Here is an 18,215-nt window from a genome sequence, read left to right on the forward strand (position 1 = left end):
GCCTACACCCACGTCCGGGGGCGATAGCGGTTGGCTCGTTCCACCAGGTCGTTCCTCTCCTCGCCGCCGTGTGCCAGCCGTGCCAGCGCGCGGTACGAACGCTCCAGGCCGAAGCGCAGGCCCCGTTCGTCCAGGGTGCTGCCGAGCAGCGTCCGCCCTCCGGGGACGGGAGCGACGGAGCCCCGGCCTCCGGAGAGTACCCAGTCCAGCGCGCAGCCGAGCACCTCGGCCGAGAGCCGCTCGCGCCGCGCAGGGTCCAGACCGTACACGTCCAGCGCCTCGACCTGTCGCGCCGCGGCCGTCAGATCGTCCGGGAAGGCCAGGTCGCCGGCGGGCGCCGTGCGCCGTCGCAGCCGCGCCCGGACGGCGGCGACCCGGGCGGCGGTGTAGTGGATGGACGACTCCGGTACGGACTCCAGCGTGTTGACGGCGCCCGTCCGGTCGCCGCCGGCGAGCAGCACCCGGGCGAGGCCGAAAGCGGCGCTCACATGGCTCGGGTCGGTCGCCCAGACCAGGCGGTAGTACTCGGCGGCGTTGTCGGGCTGGCCCAGCACCTCGGCGCACAGGCCGAGCGCCAGCTTGGGCGCGATCTCGCCGGGGAAGGCGTCGTAGACCGCGTCGAAGGCGAGCGCGGCGCCCTCGTGGTCGCCGGTGACCTGGGCGGCCAGGCCCCGGTGCCAGACCACCCGCCAGTCGTCGGGCCGCTCGTCCTCCGCCTCGCGCAGGATCTCCAGCGCCCCGGGCGCGTCGCCCCGCTCCAGCCGGGCCCGGACCTGACGCAGCCGGGTCTCGGTGGACGGCGTCGGCGCGGCGGCCAGCACGGCCGGCAGCTCGCCGGGGGCGGAGGCCATCAGCCCCGCCAGGAGACCGGCGTTGGGGTCCTGCGGGTCGACGCGGGGCACCGGCAGGGCGAGCGCGGCGGCGGCCACGTCGACGGGCCGCACCAGGGCGGGCACGACGTCACCACCGCCGGGCCCGGCCGCGAAGCCGCCCGCCGCGAAGCCCGCCCCGCCGGAGCCGGAGCTGGAGCCGGAGCCGGTGCCGTCGACGTGGCCCGCGAAGCCACCCGCCCCGTTCCCGCCCGGCGCGCTGCCGTGCGCCCCGGCGCCCGCGCCCCCGCCGCCGTGCGCCCCGGCCCGCGCCCCGCCCTCGCCCGGCAGCGCGCGCCCCCCACCGGCACCGGACGACAGGGCCGCGCGCCGTCGGCGGACCCGGCGCGGCCGGGCGCCCAGCAGGGACACCTCCCCGGCCGGCACCGGGAACAACTCCGTGTCCGTCACCCGGACCTCGGGCCCGAACAGGGTCGACAGCGCCGGCAGGGCCCGCCCGGTCCGCAGCGAGACCACCTCGCGCAGCACGCCCGTCAACTGCTCCGCCATCTCCCGCGCCGAGGCGAACCGGCGGGCCGGGTCCGGGTCGGTGGCCCGCACCAGCAGCCGGTAGAAGGACTCGTAGCGGCGGAAGACGTCGATGGTGTCCGGGTCGGGCAGCGAGTCGGCGTAGACGGTCGTGTACCCCTGGAAGTCGAAGGTCAGCACCGCCAGGGTGCGGGCCACCGTGTACAGGTCGGACGCCACCGAGGGGCCCACCTCGGCGACCTCGGGCGCCTGGTAGCCCACCGTGCCGTAGATGGCCGACTCCTCGTCGTCCGTCCGGCGCACCGCGCCCATGTCGATCAGCTTGAGCTGGTCCTCGGTCTGGATGGCGTTGTCGACCTTGAAGTCGCAGTAGAGCAGGTCGCGCCCGTGCAGGTGGCCGAGGGCCTCCAGCGCCTCGATGCCGTAGGCGCACGCCTGCTCCACCGGCAGCGGATCGCGCCTGCCGCCGGGTGTGCGGCGGGAGTTGGCGATCTCCTTCAGCGACTTGCCGCCCACGTACTCCATGACGATGTAGCCGTCCAGGGAGCCGGTGCGCTGGTCGAGGTGTTCGACGAAGTTGTAGATCCGCACGATGTTGGCGTGCTCGATCTCGGCGAGGAAGCGCCGCTCGGAGATGGCCGCCGCCATCGCGTCCTGGTCCCCGGTGTCCAGCAGCCCCTTGAGGACCACCCAGCGGTCGGAGACCGCCTTGTCGACGGCGAGGTAGATCCAGCCCAGCCCGCCGTGGGCGAGGCACCCCGCCACCTCGTACTGGCCGTGCACCACGTCCCCCGCGCGCAGTTTGGGCACGAAGGAGTACGGGTGGCCGCACTTGGTGCAGAAGCCCTCCGTGCGCCCCGGCTGTTCCCCGCGCGCCCGCCCCACCGGCGCCCCGCACTCGGCGCGCGAGCAGAACCGCTTGCGCTCCGGCACCTGAGGCCGCTCCAGCACCATGGCGCGCGGGTCGGGCCGCGGGACCGCCGGGACCTCGACCAGCCCGGCCCCCAGCCGCCCCCGCCCCGACGAGCCGGCCGCCGAGCCCGAACTGCGCACCGACACCGACCGGCCCGACACCGAGCGGACCAGCCGCCCCGACACCGACCGCCGGGACCTGGAGGACCGCGAGGACGTACGGGCGCCCCGGCCGCTGCCGGACGACGCGCCCGCCCCGCCCGCGCCGCCGGTCGTCCCGGTCGGCAGCGAGCCCACCGACCCGTCCCCGTGCCCCGGCGGCGCCACGACCGGCGCGAGACCGCAGACGCCGCAGTACAGCTCCCCGCCGCCCATGTCCTCGTACATACCGCCGCAGCCGGGGCGCTGGCAGGCGCGCGGCTCCTGGCTCATGGTCCCCTCCCCGCCGCTCACGCGCCCGGCCCCGTCCGGTCCGCCGGCCCGCCCTGGCCCGGCACCCGCGGCGCGGGGCCCAGCAGTTCGGCCGCCGCCCGCTGGTAGCGCAGCACGGCCTGTTCGGCGACGCGCAGATCGCACGGCGCGCTCCACAGCATCCGCCGCGCCCGCTCGTACTTCTCCACCAGCTCGGGGTCCTCGGCGAGCCCGAGCCGGGCCGTCTTCGCCTTGTAGGCGTCCAGCCGCCCGCGCAGCTCGGCGCGGACCGCGAGCGGAGCGGTGACCGCCGTCAACGACTCTCGGGCGCGCAGCAGTTCGTCCTCGGCCTGCTCCTCCAGCGCTTCCAGGAGCGGGGAGAGCCGGTGCCACTGGGCGTGCCGGCGGTACTCGGCGGCGGCCACCAGCCGCTCCTGGAGCGCGGTCGGCGGACCGCTGACCACCGGCACCTCCGTCGCGGCGATCTTCGCCAGCACCTCGCCGCGCGCGGTGCGGGCCTCGGCGAGGGTGCGGTCGGCGCGCGAGAGCACGTCCCGCAGCCGCACGATCCGCTGCTCGGCGTCCTGGCGGACCGCCAGCACCGCGTCGATCTCCCGGCGCACGTCCTCCAGGGCCCGCGCCTCCCGGTCGTAGACGGTGGTGTCGGGCCGGCCGCCGCCCGGGGCCGAACTGCCCTGTGCGGGGCGCCAGTAGGCGAGCGGGTCGGACACCACCCGCTCGCGCAGCACGGTCAGCGTCCGGGTGATCCGCTCCAGGTCGTCGCCGGCCGGGTGCTCGCCCGGCCGGACGCCGACGGAGTGCGCCAGACGGCGGGTGCGGCCCAGCTCGGCGGCGAGCAGGTCGATGCGGGCGGGCAGCGCCGACCAGACCGCGTCGGCGGCGACCACCGTGTCCAGGCAGTCCGCGTAGAGCTGGTTCATGCGGTCCACGAGCGTGTCCAGCGAGTACCGCTCGCCGAGCCGGGCCGGTGCGCCGGGCGCGGGCACGCCGCCGGGCAGGGCGACGGGCTCGCCGCGCAGCAGCTCGGTCAGTTCCGCCAGGTCCCCGCGGCTGGACCAGCGGCGCCGGGCGCGGATCTCCCGGGCGGTGCGCAGCGCGCCGGTGTACGCGTCGAAGCAGGTCCACAGCAGCGTGATGGACGCCTCCGCCGCGGCCCAGCGCTCCCGGGTGACGCCGGTCAGTTCGGCGCCCTCCAGGAGTCTGCGGCCCGCGTGGTCCTGGAGGGCGAGGAGCGAGGTCTCCACGGCCTCGTGCTCCACGCCGAGCCGCGCCAGCGCACGGTCCACCTCGTCCCGGTCCATCACCGGCCCGGTGGGTCCCGTGTCGCCCATCGATCACCTCTCGCTGCCTCGGACTCGGTCGTGCTTGCTTCCCGGTTCCTTCCCCGGGTGACGCGCGTTCAGCCCGTGCGCAGGTACTGCGGGTCCGGCGGCGCGGACTTCGACGCGTCGCGGCCCAGCGTCGGGGCCAGCCACCGGTCGTACGACGCCTGCCAGCCGTCGGCGGTGTCCCCGCGGTACGCCACGAGGACCCGGTTGACCCGGCGTACCAGATCGTCGGCGTCCTTCCTCATCGCCACGCCGTAGAACTCGGTGGTGAAGGCGTCCCCCTTGATGCGGACCGTGGGGTCCTGCGCGGCCTGGCCGGCGGCGAGGGCGCCGTCGGTGACGACCGCGTCCACCTCGCCGAGCTGGAGCCTTACCAGGCAGTCCAGTTGGTTGGGGACGGTGGTGGCGAAGTCGACGCCGGGCGGCAGGGTGCCCCGCTCGCGGTCCCGTTCCAGCGTGGCGTGGGCGGTGGAGCCGGAGGCGGTGCAGACCCGCCGGCCGGCGAGGCTCGCGTCGTAGCCGGTGACGGGGGAGGAGGCGGGGACGAGGACCTGCTGGCCGGTCCTGAAGTACGGCGCGGAGAAGGCGACGTCGGCGAGGCGGGCGCAGGTGATGGTCATGGTGCGGACCACCATGTCGACCCGGCCGTCCTGGATCGCGCGCACCCGCTGGTCGGTGGGGATCGCCTTGAACTGCACGGCGTCCCGGTCGCCGAGGATGTCCTCGGCTATGCGGCGCACCAGGTCGATGTCGAAGCCGACCGGGGCCGCGTCGCCGCCGTTGGGGTCGCGGTAGCCCCAGTGGTAGCTGTTCTGGTCGACGCCGACGACCAGTCTGCGCTTCCCGCCCTCGCGGCTCCTGATCCGCTCGACGGCGGGGCCGTCGTCGCCGGAGGGGGCGAGGGTCTGCTTCTCCGGGTCCCGGCACTCCTGCCCGGCGCGGGCCGGGCTGCCCTGGGCGCCGGGCCGCGCGGTGCCGTCCGGCCCGGCGCCGAGGTCGTCGGCGCCCCGGTGCAGGGCGGGCAGCAGCAGCGCGAAGAGCAGCGCCAGGGCGCAGACCAGGGCCATCGCGCCCACCCCGCCCCAGCCCCTCAGACCGGTCCGCAGCCGTCCCACGCGCATCCTGGCGCTCCTCTCCCCGCCCGTGGCGGATCTCCTTCGCCGGCCCTGCCGCCCCCGCCGGGCCCCGTACCCGCTCACCGGTACTCCGACAGCCGGCGGCCGATGCCGAGGAGGACCCCCGTCGCGCCCAGCGCGGCCAGCACCCCGGCGCCCGCGACCAGTCCGCTCAGCGCCTTCCGGCCGCCGTCCGCCGCCTCGCGGAACTGGCGGGTCTCGTGGGCGAGGGCGGTGGCGAGGGAGGCGTCGACGCCGTCGAAGCACTCGGCGGTGGCGCCCTTGCCGCCGATCACCAGGTCGAGGGCGCGCCGGTAGTCGCCGTTCTCGTCCTGGGCGCGGGCGGCGGCGTGCCTTCGGCGCCACTCGGCCATGTCGCCCTCCGCGGCGGTGACCGGGCGCTTCCCGGCCTCGTCGTCGGCGAGCCGCCGGGCCTCGGCGAGCCCGGTGCCGAGCGCCTTCATGTTCTGCTCGAAGGCGTGGTCGTAGGCGTCGCGCGGCTCTCCGTCCACCGTCGTCGTCTCCGCGCCGCGCGAGACCAGCGTGAGGTTCTCGTTGGCGCGGGCCTTGAGGGAGGCGATACGGGCGTCGTGCAGGACGTTGAGCGAGCGGATGCCGTGGTCGTAGGAGTCGCCGAGGCCGGCGCGGGCCAGGCCCTGCCCGGCGGCCAGCCAGAGCAGCACGGCGGCCGTGGCGGCGGTGGCGGTGACCAGGCCCCGGTTGAGGACCCGGTGGGTGCGCCGGTACTCGCGGTGCTGGGCCCAGCCGAGGGCGCCGAGCGCGAGGAGACCGAGGCCGATCGCCGCCCAGGGGTGGGCGCGCGCGTCGGCGTAGTCGGCGTCCAGCCGCCGGTTCTCCTTCTCGTACAGCTCCTCCGCGGCCGGGAGCATCTCCTTCTGCATCTTCTCGTCGGCGTAGCGCAGGTAGGCGCCGCCCACCGGGTAGCCCTGCCGGTTGTAGGTGCGGGCGCGCTCGACCAGGCCCTTGTACTCGGGCAGGAGGCGGTTGAGCCGGGTGACGGGCTCGGTGGCGGACGGGTCGGAGCCGGAGGCCGCCGCCGCCGCGACCAGCCCCTCGGCGGCGGCCCGCACGCCCTTCTCGTACCCCTCGCGGGCGGCCTCGTTCTCCTCACCGCCGGCGAGGAAGGCGCTGGAGGCGGCCGTGTTGGCGTCGGCGAGGGAGCGGTAGACGGCCGCGGCGCCCGAACTCAGCGGCTGACTGCGCGTCAGCACGTCCTCGGCGGCGGCGGACCGCTCGGCGGTCTGCCAGGCGGTGACCGCGCCGAAGGCGACGACGAGGACGGCGAGCAGGGCGCCGACCAGGCGCAGCCGGCCCGGTTCGGTGACGGCCGCCGCGCGCAGCCGGTCGACGCCCTCGGCGAACGCGGTGCGCCGGGGCGCGGGCGGCGGGGCGGCGGGCCGCGACGGGGCCGGGGACGGGGTGCGCGGGCCGGACTGGGCCGGGACGGAGGGGAGCGCGGACGGGGCGGTGCCCGGTGCCGGCGCCGCGCCGCCCGCCGTCGGTCGAGTCACTGCTGACCTCCCCCAGGGTCATCCGTCGCCCCAAGTATCCCTGTCCGCACCGGATCGCGCACCGTCCCGGCCCGGACCCGGTGCCGTCACTGCGGCCGGGAGCGGCCCCCGCCCGCCCCGCCCACGAACACGCCGGCGGAACCGGGTGCGGTTCCGCCGGCGCGGGCGGGCCGGGCGCGCAGGGTACGGGCGCTACTTCGCGGTGCTCGGCGGGCTCAGCGGCGAGGCGGCGAGGGACTGCGGGGACGTCGCGCTGGCGTACGCCGAGGGCGCCGCGACCGCCGCCGCCGCGTCCGGCCCGGCCTCCTGCGCCGGGACCGTGGCGCCGCCCATGATCGGGATCTCGGCCGCGTCGAAGGCCCGCTTGACGCGCCAGCGCAGCTCGCGTTCGACGGTGAGCGCCTTGCCCGGCATCGTCCTGGCGGCGACGCGGACCACCATGGAGTCCAGCAGCACCGAGTCCAGGCCCAGTACCTCGATGGGGCTCCACAGCATCTCGTTCCAGGGCTCTTCCTTGGCCATCCGCTCGGCGACCGCGTCCAGGGTCTCCTTGACCCGGTCCAGGTCCTCGTCGGCGCGGACGGTCACGTCCACCCCGGCCGTGGACCAGCCCTGGGAGAGGTTGCCGATCCGCTTCACCTCGCCGTTGCGCACGTACCAGATCTCGCCGTGGTCGCCGCGCAGCTTGGTCACCCGCAGCCCGACCTCGATCACCTCGCCGCCGGCCACGCCCGCGTCGATGCTGTCGCCGACGCCGTACTGGTCCTCCAGGATCATGAAGACGCCGGAGAGGAAGTCCGTGACCAGGTTGCGGGCGCCGAAGCCGATCGCCACACCGGCCACACCGGCGGAGGCCAGCAGCGGGGCCAGGTTGATCTGGAAGGTGCCGAGGATCATCAGGGCCGCCGTGCCCAGGATGAGGAAGCTCGCCACCGAGCGCAGGACCGAGCCGATCGCCTGCGAGCGCTGCCGGCGCCGCTCGGCGTTGACCAGCAACCCGCCCAGCGCCGTCCCGTCCACCGCCTGCACGGTGCGGTTCATGCGGTCGATCAGCTTGGTGATGGCCCGCCGGACCACCGCCCGCAGCACCGTGGCGATCACCACGATCAGCAGGACGCGCAGTCCGATGGCGAGCCAGGTGGTCCAGTTCTCCTCGACCCAGCCGGCCGCGTTCGTCGCGTGTTCCTGGGCGTCCTGGAGGGTCGGCACCGCCGGTGCGGTCGGGGCCGGTGCCGGGTCGGTCCGCGAGGCGGCGGCGAACAGGGACACGGGGGTTACCTCCAGGTGCGGCGGCCCGTCCGGCGGCGAGGGGAACGGGCGATCACGGTCCGGGGCTCGGTCCAGGGTCACGGGAATTTCACCGGACGGGCAGAACCACCACACTAACGGGGCACGCCGTGCGGACCGGCGCGAACGCCGTGGAAGAGACGGTCCTCACCCGCCCCGCGGCGGGCCGTGCCGCGCCCCCGCGGGACGGGTGTGGTCGAAAACACTCCCGGCCCGTTACCGGGACATGGTGGCGCTCGGACCAGGCATGAGGGGAAACTGACTACGGATCGTCCCGGCGCGAGCCACGCGTCGCCGGCGTACAAGGAGGCGTCCGTGCCGTATGTCCTGGTTCTCAACGCGTCGTACGAGCCACTGGGCGTCGTACCGCTCCGCCGCGCGCTCGTCCTCGTCCTGGAAAGCAAGGCCGTGTGCCTGGAGGAGTCCGGCGCCTATCTCCACAGCGCCACCGTCACGGTGGCCGCGCCCAGTGTGGTCCGGCTCAAACGCTTCGTCCGCGTCCCCTACCGGGGCCCCGTCCCGCTCACCCGGCGGGCGCTCTTCGCCCGCGACGGCGGGCGGTGCATGTACTGCGGCGCCGCCGCGACCAGCGTCGACCACGTCGTCCCGCGCAGCCGCGGCGGCCGGCACGCCTGGGACAACGTGGTGGCCTCCTGCCGCCGCTGCAACCACGTCAAGGCCGACCGGCACCTGGTCGAACTGGGCTGGCGGCTGCGTCACGCGCCCGCCCCGCCCACCGGTCTGGCCTGGCGGATCATCGGCACCGGGCACCGCGACCCGCGCTGGCTGCCCTACTTGCAGCCCTACGGCGCGGACGACGCCCTGGCCCGGATCGACGGCATCTCCGCCTGACGCGGTCCGGGCCTTCGCACACCCGGGGGCCCGGACCGTGCCGGGCGGGGGCCGTCCGGCACGGTCACTCCGCGACGGCGTACGCCCGCACCGACCACAGCGAGTACCCGTAGGGCGTCGCCCGCTTCTCGCCCTGCACCCGGACGAAGCGCACGTCCCGCGCGTCCATGCGGACCGACTCCTCGCCGCCCCGCCCGTCGCGCACCGAGGCCGCCGTACGCCACCGCCGGCCGTCCGGGGAGACCTGCACCCGGTACTCCGAGGGATGGGCGTCCTGCCAGCTCAGCACGAGCTGCCCCAGCCGCACCGGCCGCTCCAGCTCCACCTGCCACCAGGCGCCGTCGTCCACCGGCGAGGACCAGCGCGTCCCGGGGTCCCCGTCGTTCGCCGCCGACGCCGGGAAGTCCGCCGTCTCGTCCCCCGAGGAACTGGCGGTGCCCGCGCCCGCCAGGTCGGGACCCCCGGTGCGCGGGAACGCCGCGACCGTCAGCGTGCGCTCCACCCCGCCGAACCCGATCCGGATCTCGTACGAGCGGGCCGGCGTGCCCGGCGCGACCGTCACCTCCACCGGGACCTGCACCTCCCGGCCGCGCGGCAGCGTCAGCGGCCCCTTCGGCAGCCGCACCTCCACGCCCTCGGGGGCCTCGGCGGTCAGCGTGCCCCGCACGTCCCGCGCCCGCAGCGAGCCCAGCCGCGCCGTGACCTGCTCGGGGACGCCGATCTGTACCTCCGTGCGGCTCTCGGGCAGCTCCAGTGAGGCGTCCGCCGCGTCCCCGAACCACGGCACCAGATGCCGCACCCCCGAGGCGCCGTCCCCGGTGACCCGCACCGCCCGCACCGTACGGCGCACGGTGATCTCGGTGGCGCCGTCCGGCTCCAGCGCGCCGGCCCGCAGCCAGCCCTCGCCGGGCACCTGCACCTCCACCTCGCCGCGGGTGCCGGGGTCGGCCAGCACCGTCACCGTCGCCAGCGGCCGGGTGCGGGTGAAACGGACCGTACGGCCCTCGCCCGCCTCCGGCTCGGCGGCCGGCTCGTGGCCGAGCCCCGCCCAGGACCGGTACGCCTTCTGCGCCCGCCCGAGGAACGGGTCGAGCACGCCCTCGCCGACCGTCACCCGGGCCGCGCCCAGCTCCCCGCGGAGCCGGCCCAGCTCCCGGTAGGCCGTCCAGGCCGCCGCCGCGTCCCCGGCGCGCTGCGCCGCCAGCAGGTCCAGGGCGACCGCCCCGGACTCGCCGTACCGGGCGAGCTGCCGCGCCCAGGGGGCGACCTCGGCGGAGAGCGCGGCGGGCAGCCTGCCGGGCAGCTCCCGCAGCAGCGTGAACTCCTCGCGCAGCCGCCGCTCCGCCGCCCCCACGTCCCCGCCGGAGGCGGAGTCCGCCCGCCAGAACGCCTCCATCAGGGGCCGCAGGTACGCCGACTCCTCCGTGCCGAGCACCGAGGACGCGTCGTTGCCGGCCAGGGCCGCCAGCGCCTGCCGGCCGCCCGCGTCGCCGCCCGCCAGGTCGCCGATCGCCGCCCGCCAGGACTCCTCGGGGCGGTAGTCGCGCGGGTTCCACGCGTAGTCGGCGGCGGTGAACAGGGGGATGCGGGAGGCCCGCGGCTGCTCCATCGCGTTGGCCAGCAGCGCCGCCGAACCGGTGGCCACGGCCGGCTCCCGGCCCTGGTAAGGGCCGAGGAAGAGCCGGCCCGGCTGGTAGTCGTTGACCGGGTAGTTGTCCAGGGTGACCAGCGGGCGTCCGAACACCCCGCGCGCCTCGGCCAGCTCCCGCCCGGTGATGGTCCGCGGCACCACGCCCACCCCGGTCCAGGCCACCTGCACCACCGGGTCCAGGGCGTCCGCCAGCGCCCGGCGGTAGGACGTCGACCCGTCCTGGTAGTACTCGGTCGGCATCACCGTCAGGTCGGCCGTGTCCGGGTGCCGCTCGGCCAGGTGCCGGGCGACCGCGTTCGCCACCCGGGCCTGCGCCCGCGCCGCCGCGCCGGGGCCGGAGCCGAACTCCCGCGCGTCCTCGTCGCAGTGCCACTCGCTGTAGCTGACGTCCTGGAACTGGAGGTGGAAGGCGCGGAAGCCCAGCGCCCACATCGCGTCCAGCTTGCGGGTCAGCGCCCGCACGTCCGCGTCCGAGGCGAAGCACATCGCCTGCCCCGGCGAGACGGCCCAGGCCGGCGTGACGTGGTTGGCGCGGGCCCGCTCGGCCAGTTCCCGGAACCGGGCGCGCTGCTCCGCCGGGTACGGCTCGCGCCAGCGGGCCTGCCGGTAGAGGTCGTCGCCGGGGGCGTACAGGTACCGGTTCTGCTTGGTGCGGCCCAGGAAGTCCAGTTGGTCCAGCCGCTCCGCGTGCGTCCAGGGCGTGCCGTAGAAGCCCTCCGTCACCCCGCGCACGGCGGTGCCCGGCCAGTCCTCGACCACGACGCCCGCGATGGTCCCGGCGGCCGGGTCGACCAGTTGGCGCAGCGTCTGCACGGCGTGGAACAGCCCGTCCGCGCCGGTCCCGGCCATCGTGACGGTGCCGCCGCCCACGGTGAGCCGGTACCCGCCCAGCGGCAGCGCCTGTGCCTGGGCGCCCGGCGAGACGGCGTGGGTGCCCTCGGTGGTGGCCCGCACCACCAGCGCCCCCGGGGCCGGCCGCTCCCCGGCGGCCGGGGTCGTGACCCGGCGCGCGCCCGCCTCCCGCAGCACCTCCCGCAGCGCCTCCAGGGCGTACGGATCGGCGCCCGGGGCCGCCAGCAGGGCCACCTCCTCGGTGACCGTCACCGCCGCGCCGTTGCCCCGCAGCGACTGGGGGCGCGGCCAGACGGCCGTCTCGGCGCCCGCCGCCCGCTCGGGCCGCGCCGCGGCCCCGCCGGTGTGCGGCTCGGCCGCCACGGCGGGGGCGGTGCCCAGCGCTCCCAGGCTTCCGGCGAGGACGGCGAACGCGAGGGCGGCCGTCCCCTTCCTCCGCCGTGCTTGCACGGCACCTCCCGGTTGTCTCCCACGCCGTCCGCGGCCACGCCGATCGGTGTCGCGGCGCCGGCACCACGTCCGCCGGAACCGTCGCGTCCCGGCGTCGCGTCCGCACCGCGGGCCACTACGCCCGCATCACGTTCGCATCACGTCTGCGTCACGTCTGTGTATGCGGGGCCGAGCCCACCACCCGCGCGGGGACTCTGTCAACGACGGTGGCCGCCGTGACCGGATTGCCCGATCGGGTGACGGCCGGTGTGACGGTTTCGCCCGGGGAAGGGCAGATTCCGCGCCGACGGGGTGTGACCAGGGTCACGATGCCCGTTGTGGGGCGTCTGTCCTCGCGCCGACGGGGTAGGGGCTGCCGTGACAGCCACCAGCGCACCCGACCAGAGGAGGCCCCCGTGGCCGTTTCCGTACCGCTGCTGCCCGCGCCGTCCAAACCCGTGGCGGAGCCGGCCGCCGACCCCGACAGTCCGCACTACCGGGTCTTCAGCGCCACCGGCACGGGCGCCGAGGCCCCCCTCACCGCCGAGCCGCCGCTGCCCGACGCCGAGCCCCTCACCAGCGAGTCGCCGTTCGCCGACGCGATCCCGCTCACCAGCGAGTCCTCGCCCGAGCTGACGACGGTCGTCCCGGAGCAGGGCACCGCCTCCTTCGCCGTCCCGGAGCCCGCGGCGACGCCGTAGCAGCCGGGCGTGGGCCGTCCCGCCGGTTCGGGTTCTTCGGTTCTCATTCCGGTCCTTCGCGGTTCTTTACGATTCTTTACGGTCGTCACAGGTCTTTTACGGTCTTTTTGTGGTCCTTTCCGGATCGCGCTGCCGCGGGTCGCGGGGCCCGGCGCGCGGCTCTGCGGCATGGTCGTCACGCGCGGTACGCCCGTCCGCGGCGCCGCCGCCACCCGCCGGCCCGATCCGGAAGAAGGCCCTCGATGACCACCGCCCGGACCGCCCCCCGCGCCACCGCCGACCCGGCCGAGGACCTGGCCCGGCTCGCCGCGCTGCACGGCGTCGCCACCTCCTGGCGCCCCTCCCCGGACCGGACGGCCGCCGTGTCCCCCGCCGCCGTCGTCCGCGCCCTGGCCGCCCTGGACGTCGACGCGAGCGGCCCCGACGCCGTCCGGGACGCGCTCGCCGCCCGCGAGGCCGAGCTGCGCGCGCGGCTCCTCCCGCCGACCCTCGTCCACTGGTCCGGCGCCCCCGCGCCCGCCGCCCTGGCCGCACTGCCCGAGGGCACCCGGCTCCGCGTCGAGACCGAACAGGGCGAGGTCCACGGCCCCGACGGGCTTCTGTCCGGAGTGGACGGGACCGGCGGTGCGGACGGGCTTCCGTCCGACCTGGACCGGCCCACGGTCTCCGACGGGGTCCCGGGCGTCCACCGGCTCACCGTCACCGACGGGCTCCCGCCCGGCGTCCACCGGCTCACCGCCACCGCCCCCGACGGCCGCACCGCCGGCGCCCACCTCGTCGTCGCCCCCGCCCGGCTGCCCGCCCCCGAGGGCCGCTCCCACGGGCTCCTGGTCCAGCTCTACTCCCTGCTCTCCGGGCGCTCCTGGGGCATGGGCGACCTCGGTGACCTCGCCGCGCTGACCGCCTGGGCCGGGCGGAGCCTGGGCGCCGGGTTCGTGCAGGTCAACCCCTTGCACGCGGGGGTTCCCGGCGCCCCCGGAACCCCCACCGATCCTTCGCCGTACCGGCCCTCCTCCCGCCGCTTCCCCGACCCGGTGCACCTGCGGATCGAGGACGTGCCCGAGTACGCCCAGGTCACCGACCCCGCGCGGCGGCGACGGCTGGCGGAGCTGGGGGAGCGGGCCGGGCGGCTGCGGCGCTCCGTCCTGGCCGGCGACGCCCTCATCGACCGGGACGCGGTGGGCGAGCTGAAGCGCGAGGCGCTGGAGCTGCTGTGCGCCGAGCCCCTCACACCCGCCCGCCGGGCCGCGTACCGCGCCTACCTCGCCGAGCGCGGCGGCGCCCTGGAGGAGCACGCCACCTGGTGCGCCCTCGCCGAGGTGCACGGCCCCGACTGGCACCGCTGGCCCGAGGAGCTGCGCGACGCCCGCTCGGCCGGGACCGCCCGCGCCCGCGCCGCCCTCGCCGGCCGGGTCGAGGTCCACCGCCGCCTGGCCTGGCTCACCGACGGCCAGCTCGCCGACGCCCAGCGCACCGCCCGCGCGGCCGGCATGCCGGTCGGCGTCGTGCACGACCTCGCCGTCGGCGTCCACCCGCACGGGGCCGACACCTGGGCCCGGCGCGAGCACTTCGCCGCCGGCATGTCGGTGGGCGCCCCGCCGGACGCCTTCAACGCCCGAGGCCAGGACTGGGGGCTGCCGCCCTGGCGCCCCGACCGGCTCGCCGCGTCCGGCTACGCGCCCTTCCGCGAGCTGCTGCGCGGCCTGTTCCGGTACGCCGGCGCGCTCCGCGTCGACCACGTGATGGGCCTCTTCCGCCTCTGGTGGGTGCCGGAGGGACGGCCGGCCACCGAGGGCACCTACGTCCACTACGACGCCGAGGCGATGCTCGCCGTCCTGGTGCTGGAGGCGTCCCGGGCCGGTGCCATGGTGATCGGCGAGGACCTGGGCACCGTCGAGCCGGGCGTGCGCGAGGCGCTGCGCGAACGCGGGGTGCTGGGCACCTCCGTACTGTGGTTCGAGCGGGACGGCGCCGCGCCCCTGCCGCCCGAGCGGTGGCGGGCCGACTGCCTGGCCACCGCCACCACCCACGACCTGCCGCCCACCGCGGCCCGCCTCACCGGCGCCGACGTCGCCCTGCGCGACCGCCTCGGCCTGCTCACCCGCCCCCTGTCCGAGGAACGCGCGAGCGCCCGCGCCGAGACCGAGGGGTGGCTGCGCCTGCTCACCTCCCTCGGCCTGCTGCCCCCACCAAAGGCCGGCGCCGACGCCACCGACGGCGCGTCCCGCCGGGAGGAGGCCGAGATCCAGGCAGTCCACCGCTTCCTGCTGCGCACCCCCGCCCGCCTGGTGGGCCTCTGGCTCCCCGACGCGGTCGGCGACCGGCGCCCCCAGAACGTCCCCGGCACCTGGGACCAGTACCCGAACTGGCGGCTGCCCCTGGCCGACGCCACCGGTCGCCCGGTCACCCTGGAGGAGCTGATGGACTCGCCCCGGCTGCGCGCCCTCGCCGGCGTCCTGCGCGCCGGCGCCGCCCGCTGAACACCGCCCCCCGGGGCTTCTACGGCACCCCGGCCGCGCGCCCCGGATCACCGTTCGCTAACTTGGACACCGTGGACAAGAAGAACGCCCTGCGCGCCGGAGCCCTGGCAGCCGGTACGACGCTGATGATGCTGCTCATGTCGTCCCCCGCGCTCGCGCTGACCCGCGACGACGGCGACGACCCCGGCACGGGCCTGACCGTCGTCGAGACGCTGGGTCTGTACGTCCTGCTCCCGCTCGCGCTCTTCGTGGGCATCGCGGGCCTGGTGATGGTCCTGGACCGCTCCAAGCCGGAGCACCGGGTCTTCGCCCGCAAGCCCAAGACCGACGCCAAGGTCTGAGCGCCGAAGGCACCCGAGGGCACCGCACACGCCGAAGACGCGGACGCCCGCCGGGGCGTCCCGCACCGGCCGCCCCGACACCGTGCCGAGGGCGCCGGCCCCGCCGCACGTACGCGCGTTCGCCGTACGTGGGCGGAGCCGGCGCCCTCGCCGTGCTGCCCGCGACACGCCCCGCCCCCCTGCGCCGCACTCCCGTGCCCCGCACCCCCCGCACCCCGGAACCCGCCCCCGGACACGTCCCGGCCCCGGCCGTCCGCGCGGGACGACCGGGGCCGTGACGTGTCCGGGGCGCCTCGGCGCCGCCGGGGGACTACCGCGCCGCCGGGGACCTACCGCGCCGCTGCCGCCGCGTCGGCCGCCTGCGCGTTCAGCGCCCGCTCGACGCCCGCGCGGGACTCCGAGACCAGGCGACGCAGGGCCGCGTTGGGCCCGGCGGAGGCCAGCCAGGCGTCCGTCCGCTCCAGCGTCTCACGGGAGACCTGCACCGCCGGGTAGAGGCCGACCGCGATCTGCTGGGCCATCTCGTGCGACCGGGACTCCCAGACCCCGGCCAGCGCCTCGAAGTACCGCTCCGCGTACGGCGCGAGCAGCTCGCGCTGGTCGGTCTGGACGAAGCCGGCGATGACCGCCTCCTGCACCGCGTTCGGCAGCGTGTCCGACTCCACGACCGAGGCCCAGGCATCCTCCTTCGCCTGCTCGGTCGGACGCGCGGCCCGCGCGGTCGCGGCGTGCCGCTCACCGGCCGCCGTACGGTCCCGGTCGTACTCGCCGGCGATCTCCGCCTCGTCGAACCGGCCCACCGCGGCGAGCCGCTGCACCAGCGCCCAGCGCAGCTCGGTGTCGACCGCGAGGCCCTCGATCGCCTCCGTGCCGTCGAGCAGGCCCTCCAGCAGGTCCAGTTGCTCGGGCGTGCGGGCCGTCGCCGCGAACGCCCGCGCCCAGGCGAGCTGGTGGTCGCCGCCGGCCTCGGCGGCCCGCAGGTGGGCGAGGGTGGCCTCGGTCCAGCGGGTGAGCAGCGCCTCGCGGGTGGTGGGGTCGGCGTACTGGTCGACGGCGAGCTTCACCTGCCGGTGCAGCGACTGCACGACGCCGATGTCCGACTCCTTGCCGATGCCGGAGAGCACCAGCGCCAGGTAGTCGCGGACGGGCAGCTCGGCGTCCCGGGTCATGTCCCAGGCCGACGCCCAGCACAGGGCGCGCGGCAGCGACGCGGCGAAGTCGCCGAGGTGCTCGGTGACGACCGCGAGGGAGTCCGGGTCCAGGCGGACCTTGGCGTACGACAGGTCGTCGTCGTTGAGCAGCAGCACCGCCGGACGCGGCCTGCCGACGAGCTGCGGTACGGCGGTCAGCTCGCCGTCGACGTCCAGTTCCAGGCGCTCGCCGCGCACCAGGCGGCCGTCGGCGTCCAGGTCGTAGGCGCCGATGGCGATGCGGTGCGGGCGCAGGGTCGCCTCGCCCTGGGCACCGGCCGGCAGCGCGGGGGCCTCCTGGCGGACCGCGAAGGAGGTGACGACGCCCTCGGCGTCGGTCTCGATCTCGGGGCGCAGGACGTTGATGCCGGCCGTCTCCAGCCACGCCTTCGACCAGGCGGCCAGGTCCCGGCCGGAGGTCTCCTCCAGGGCGCCCAGCAGGTCCGACAGGCGGGTGTTGCCGTACGCGTGCCGCTTGAAGTACGCCTGCACGCCGCGGAAGAAGGCGTCCTCGCCGACGTAGGCGACGAGCTGCTTGAGGACGCTGGCGCCCTTGGCGTACGTGATGCCGTCGAAGTTGACCAGCACGTCGTCCAGGTCGCGGATGTCGGCCATGATCGGGTGCGTGGAGGGGAGCTGGTCCTGCCGGTAGGCCCAGGTCTTCATGGAGTTGGCGAACGTCGTCCACGAGTGCGGCCACTTCGAGCCGGGCGCGGACGCCTGGCAGGCGGCCTCGGCGTAGGTGGCGAACGACTCGTTCAGCCACAGGTCGTTCCACCACTCCATGGTGACCAGGTCGCCGAACCACATGTGCGCCAGCTCGTGCAGGATGGTGGCGGCGCGCACCTCGTAGGCGGCGTCCGTCACCTTCGAGCGGAAGACGTACTGGTCCCGGATGGTGACCGCGCCCGCGTTCTCCATCGCGCCCGCGTTGAACTCGGGCACGAAGAGCTGGTCGTACTTCTCGAAGGGGTACGGGTAGTCGAACTTCTCCTGGAACCAGTCGAAGCCCTGCCGGGTCACGGCGAAGATCGCCTCGGCGTCGAGGTGTTCGGCGAGCGAGGGCCGGCACCAGATGCCGAGCGGCACCGACTGGCCGTCCTTCTCGTACACGCTGTGCACCGAGTGGTACGGGCCGGCGATCAGCGCCGTGATGTACGTCGAGATGCGCGGCGTCTCCCCGAACTCCCAGACGCCGTCCTTCGGTTCGGGGGCGGGGGAGTTGGAGATCACGCTCCACCCCTCGGGCGCCCGCACGGTGAAGCGGAACGTCGCCTTGAGGTCGGGCTGTTCGAAGTTGGCGAAGACGCGGCGGGCGTCGGGCACCTCGAACTGCGTGTACAGGTACGCCTGGTCGTCGACCGGGTCGACGAAGCGGTGCAGGCCCTCACCGGTGTTGGTGTAGGCGCAGTCGGCGACGACCCGCAGGACGTTGCGGCCCTCCAGCAGCCCCGGCAGCGCGATGCGCGAGTCGCGGAACACCTCGGCGGGGTCCAGGGCGTCCCCGTTGAGCGTCACCTCGTGGACGGCCGGCGCCACCAGGTCCGCGAAGGACTCGGCACCGCCCTCCGCGACGTCGAAGCGCACCGTGGTCACGGAGCGGAAGGTGCCCCCGTCCTGCGCGCCGGTGAGGTCGAGTTCGATCCCGTACGAGTCGACGGTCAGCAGCTTGGCCCGCTGCCGCGCCTCCTCGCGAGTCAGGTTTGTGCCAGGCACGCGGTCATCTCCTCGTGATGATGTGGACCGGCCCATCCT

General features: G+C 76.1%; 11 protein-coding genes. 4 read left to right on the top strand and 7 right to left on the bottom strand.

Annotation, left to right across the window (positions count from 1 at the left end):
• Positions 1 to 2: 2 nt before the first annotated feature.
• The 5 genes from J5Y05_RS22385 to J5Y05_RS22405 all read right to left on the bottom strand — a co-directional run bounded on the left by J5Y05_RS22385 (position 3) and on the right by J5Y05_RS22405 (position 7,946).
• Positions 3 to 2,702: a serine/threonine-protein kinase gene (locus J5Y05_RS22385; protein ID WP_210874826.1), complete on the bottom strand. Its 2,700-nt coding sequence runs from the start codon at positions 2,700 to 2,702 to the stop codon at positions 3 to 5.
• Between the two features lie 17 nt (positions 2,703 to 2,719).
• Complete coding sequence (locus J5Y05_RS22390) at positions 2,720 to 4,033, bottom strand: coiled-coil domain-containing protein (RefSeq protein ID WP_210874827.1); 1,314 nt, start codon at positions 4,031 to 4,033, stop codon at positions 2,720 to 2,722.
• Positions 4,034 to 4,101: 68 nt separating this feature from the next.
• On the bottom strand, positions 4,102 to 5,151 hold the full coding sequence (locus J5Y05_RS22395) for a glutamate ABC transporter substrate-binding protein (protein ID WP_210874828.1): 1,050 nt from the start codon (positions 5,149 to 5,151) through the stop codon (positions 4,102 to 4,104).
• Between the two features lie 74 nt (positions 5,152 to 5,225).
• A complete protein-coding gene (locus J5Y05_RS22400; RefSeq protein ID WP_210874829.1) occupies positions 5,226 to 6,677 on the bottom strand; it encodes a GlnX family signal transduction membrane protein in 1,452 nt (483 codons plus the stop codon).
• A gap of 192 nt (positions 6,678 to 6,869) precedes the next feature.
• Positions 6,870 to 7,946 (bottom strand): mechanosensitive ion channel family protein, encoded by a 1,077-nt coding sequence (locus J5Y05_RS22405; RefSeq protein ID WP_307854038.1) that lies wholly within the window; start codon positions 7,944 to 7,946, stop codon positions 6,870 to 6,872.
• Positions 7,947 to 8,279: 333 nt separating this feature from the next.
• Between J5Y05_RS22405 and J5Y05_RS22410 the strand changes: the two genes are divergently transcribed.
• Entirely contained in the window at positions 8,280 to 8,816 is a 537-nt protein-coding gene (locus tag J5Y05_RS22410; protein WP_210874831.1) for an HNH endonuclease, read from the top strand.
• 64 nt (positions 8,817 to 8,880) lie between these two features.
• Here the strand turns inward: J5Y05_RS22410 and J5Y05_RS22415 are convergent, their stop codons facing one another.
• On the bottom strand, positions 8,881 to 11,769 hold the full coding sequence (locus J5Y05_RS22415; RefSeq protein WP_210874832.1) for a glycoside hydrolase family 84 protein: 2,889 nt from the start codon (positions 11,767 to 11,769) through the stop codon (positions 8,881 to 8,883).
• 395 nt (positions 11,770 to 12,164) lie between these two features.
• On the opposite strand from J5Y05_RS22415, the gene J5Y05_RS22420 reads away from it, so the two are divergent.
• The 3 genes from J5Y05_RS22420 (at position 12,165) to J5Y05_RS22430 (ending at position 15,270) form a co-directional block, all read left to right on the top strand.
• Positions 12,165 to 12,449 (top strand): hypothetical protein, encoded by a 285-nt coding sequence (locus J5Y05_RS22420; RefSeq protein ID WP_210874833.1) that lies wholly within the window; start codon positions 12,165 to 12,167, stop codon positions 12,447 to 12,449.
• A 242-nt stretch (positions 12,450 to 12,691) separates the two neighbouring features.
• Positions 12,692 to 14,929 carry a 4-alpha-glucanotransferase gene (malQ, locus tag J5Y05_RS22425; protein WP_210874834.1) on the top strand — a complete coding sequence of 746 codons (2,238 nt, stop codon included), beginning with the start codon at positions 12,692 to 12,694 and terminating at the stop codon, positions 14,927 to 14,929.
• A 71-nt stretch (positions 14,930 to 15,000) separates the two neighbouring features.
• A complete protein-coding gene (locus J5Y05_RS22430; RefSeq protein ID WP_210874835.1) occupies positions 15,001 to 15,270 on the top strand; it encodes a hypothetical protein in 270 nt (89 codons plus the stop codon).
• A gap of 329 nt (positions 15,271 to 15,599) precedes the next feature.
• Here J5Y05_RS22430 and pepN read toward each other — a convergent pair whose 3' ends face one another.
• Complete coding sequence (gene pepN, locus J5Y05_RS22435; protein ID WP_210874836.1) at positions 15,600 to 18,176, bottom strand: aminopeptidase N; 2,577 nt, start codon at positions 18,174 to 18,176, stop codon at positions 15,600 to 15,602.
• Positions 18,177 to 18,215: the final 39 nt, after the last annotated feature.

Origin of the sequence: Streptomyces tagetis (genome assembly GCF_018069565.1) — a bacterium.
GTDB lineage: Bacteria > Actinomycetota > Actinomycetes > Streptomycetales > Streptomycetaceae > Streptomyces > Streptomyces tagetis.

Bases quoted from the DNA above. Each gene is read 5' to 3' on its own strand.
- J5Y05_RS22385 (WP_210874826.1), bottom strand. From the start codon at position 2,702: ATGAGCCAGGAGCCGCGCGCCTGCCAGCGCCCCGGCTGCGGCGGTATG.
- malQ (WP_210874834.1), top strand. From the start codon at position 12,692: ATGACCACCGCCCGGACCGCCCCCCGCGCCACCGCCGACCCGGCCGAG.
- J5Y05_RS22395 (WP_210874828.1), bottom strand. From the start codon at position 5,151: ATGCGCGTGGGACGGCTGCGGACCGGTCTGAGGGGCTGGGGCGGGGTG.
- J5Y05_RS22390 (WP_210874827.1), bottom strand. From the start codon at position 4,033: ATGGGCGACACGGGACCCACCGGGCCGGTGATGGACCGGGACGAGGTG.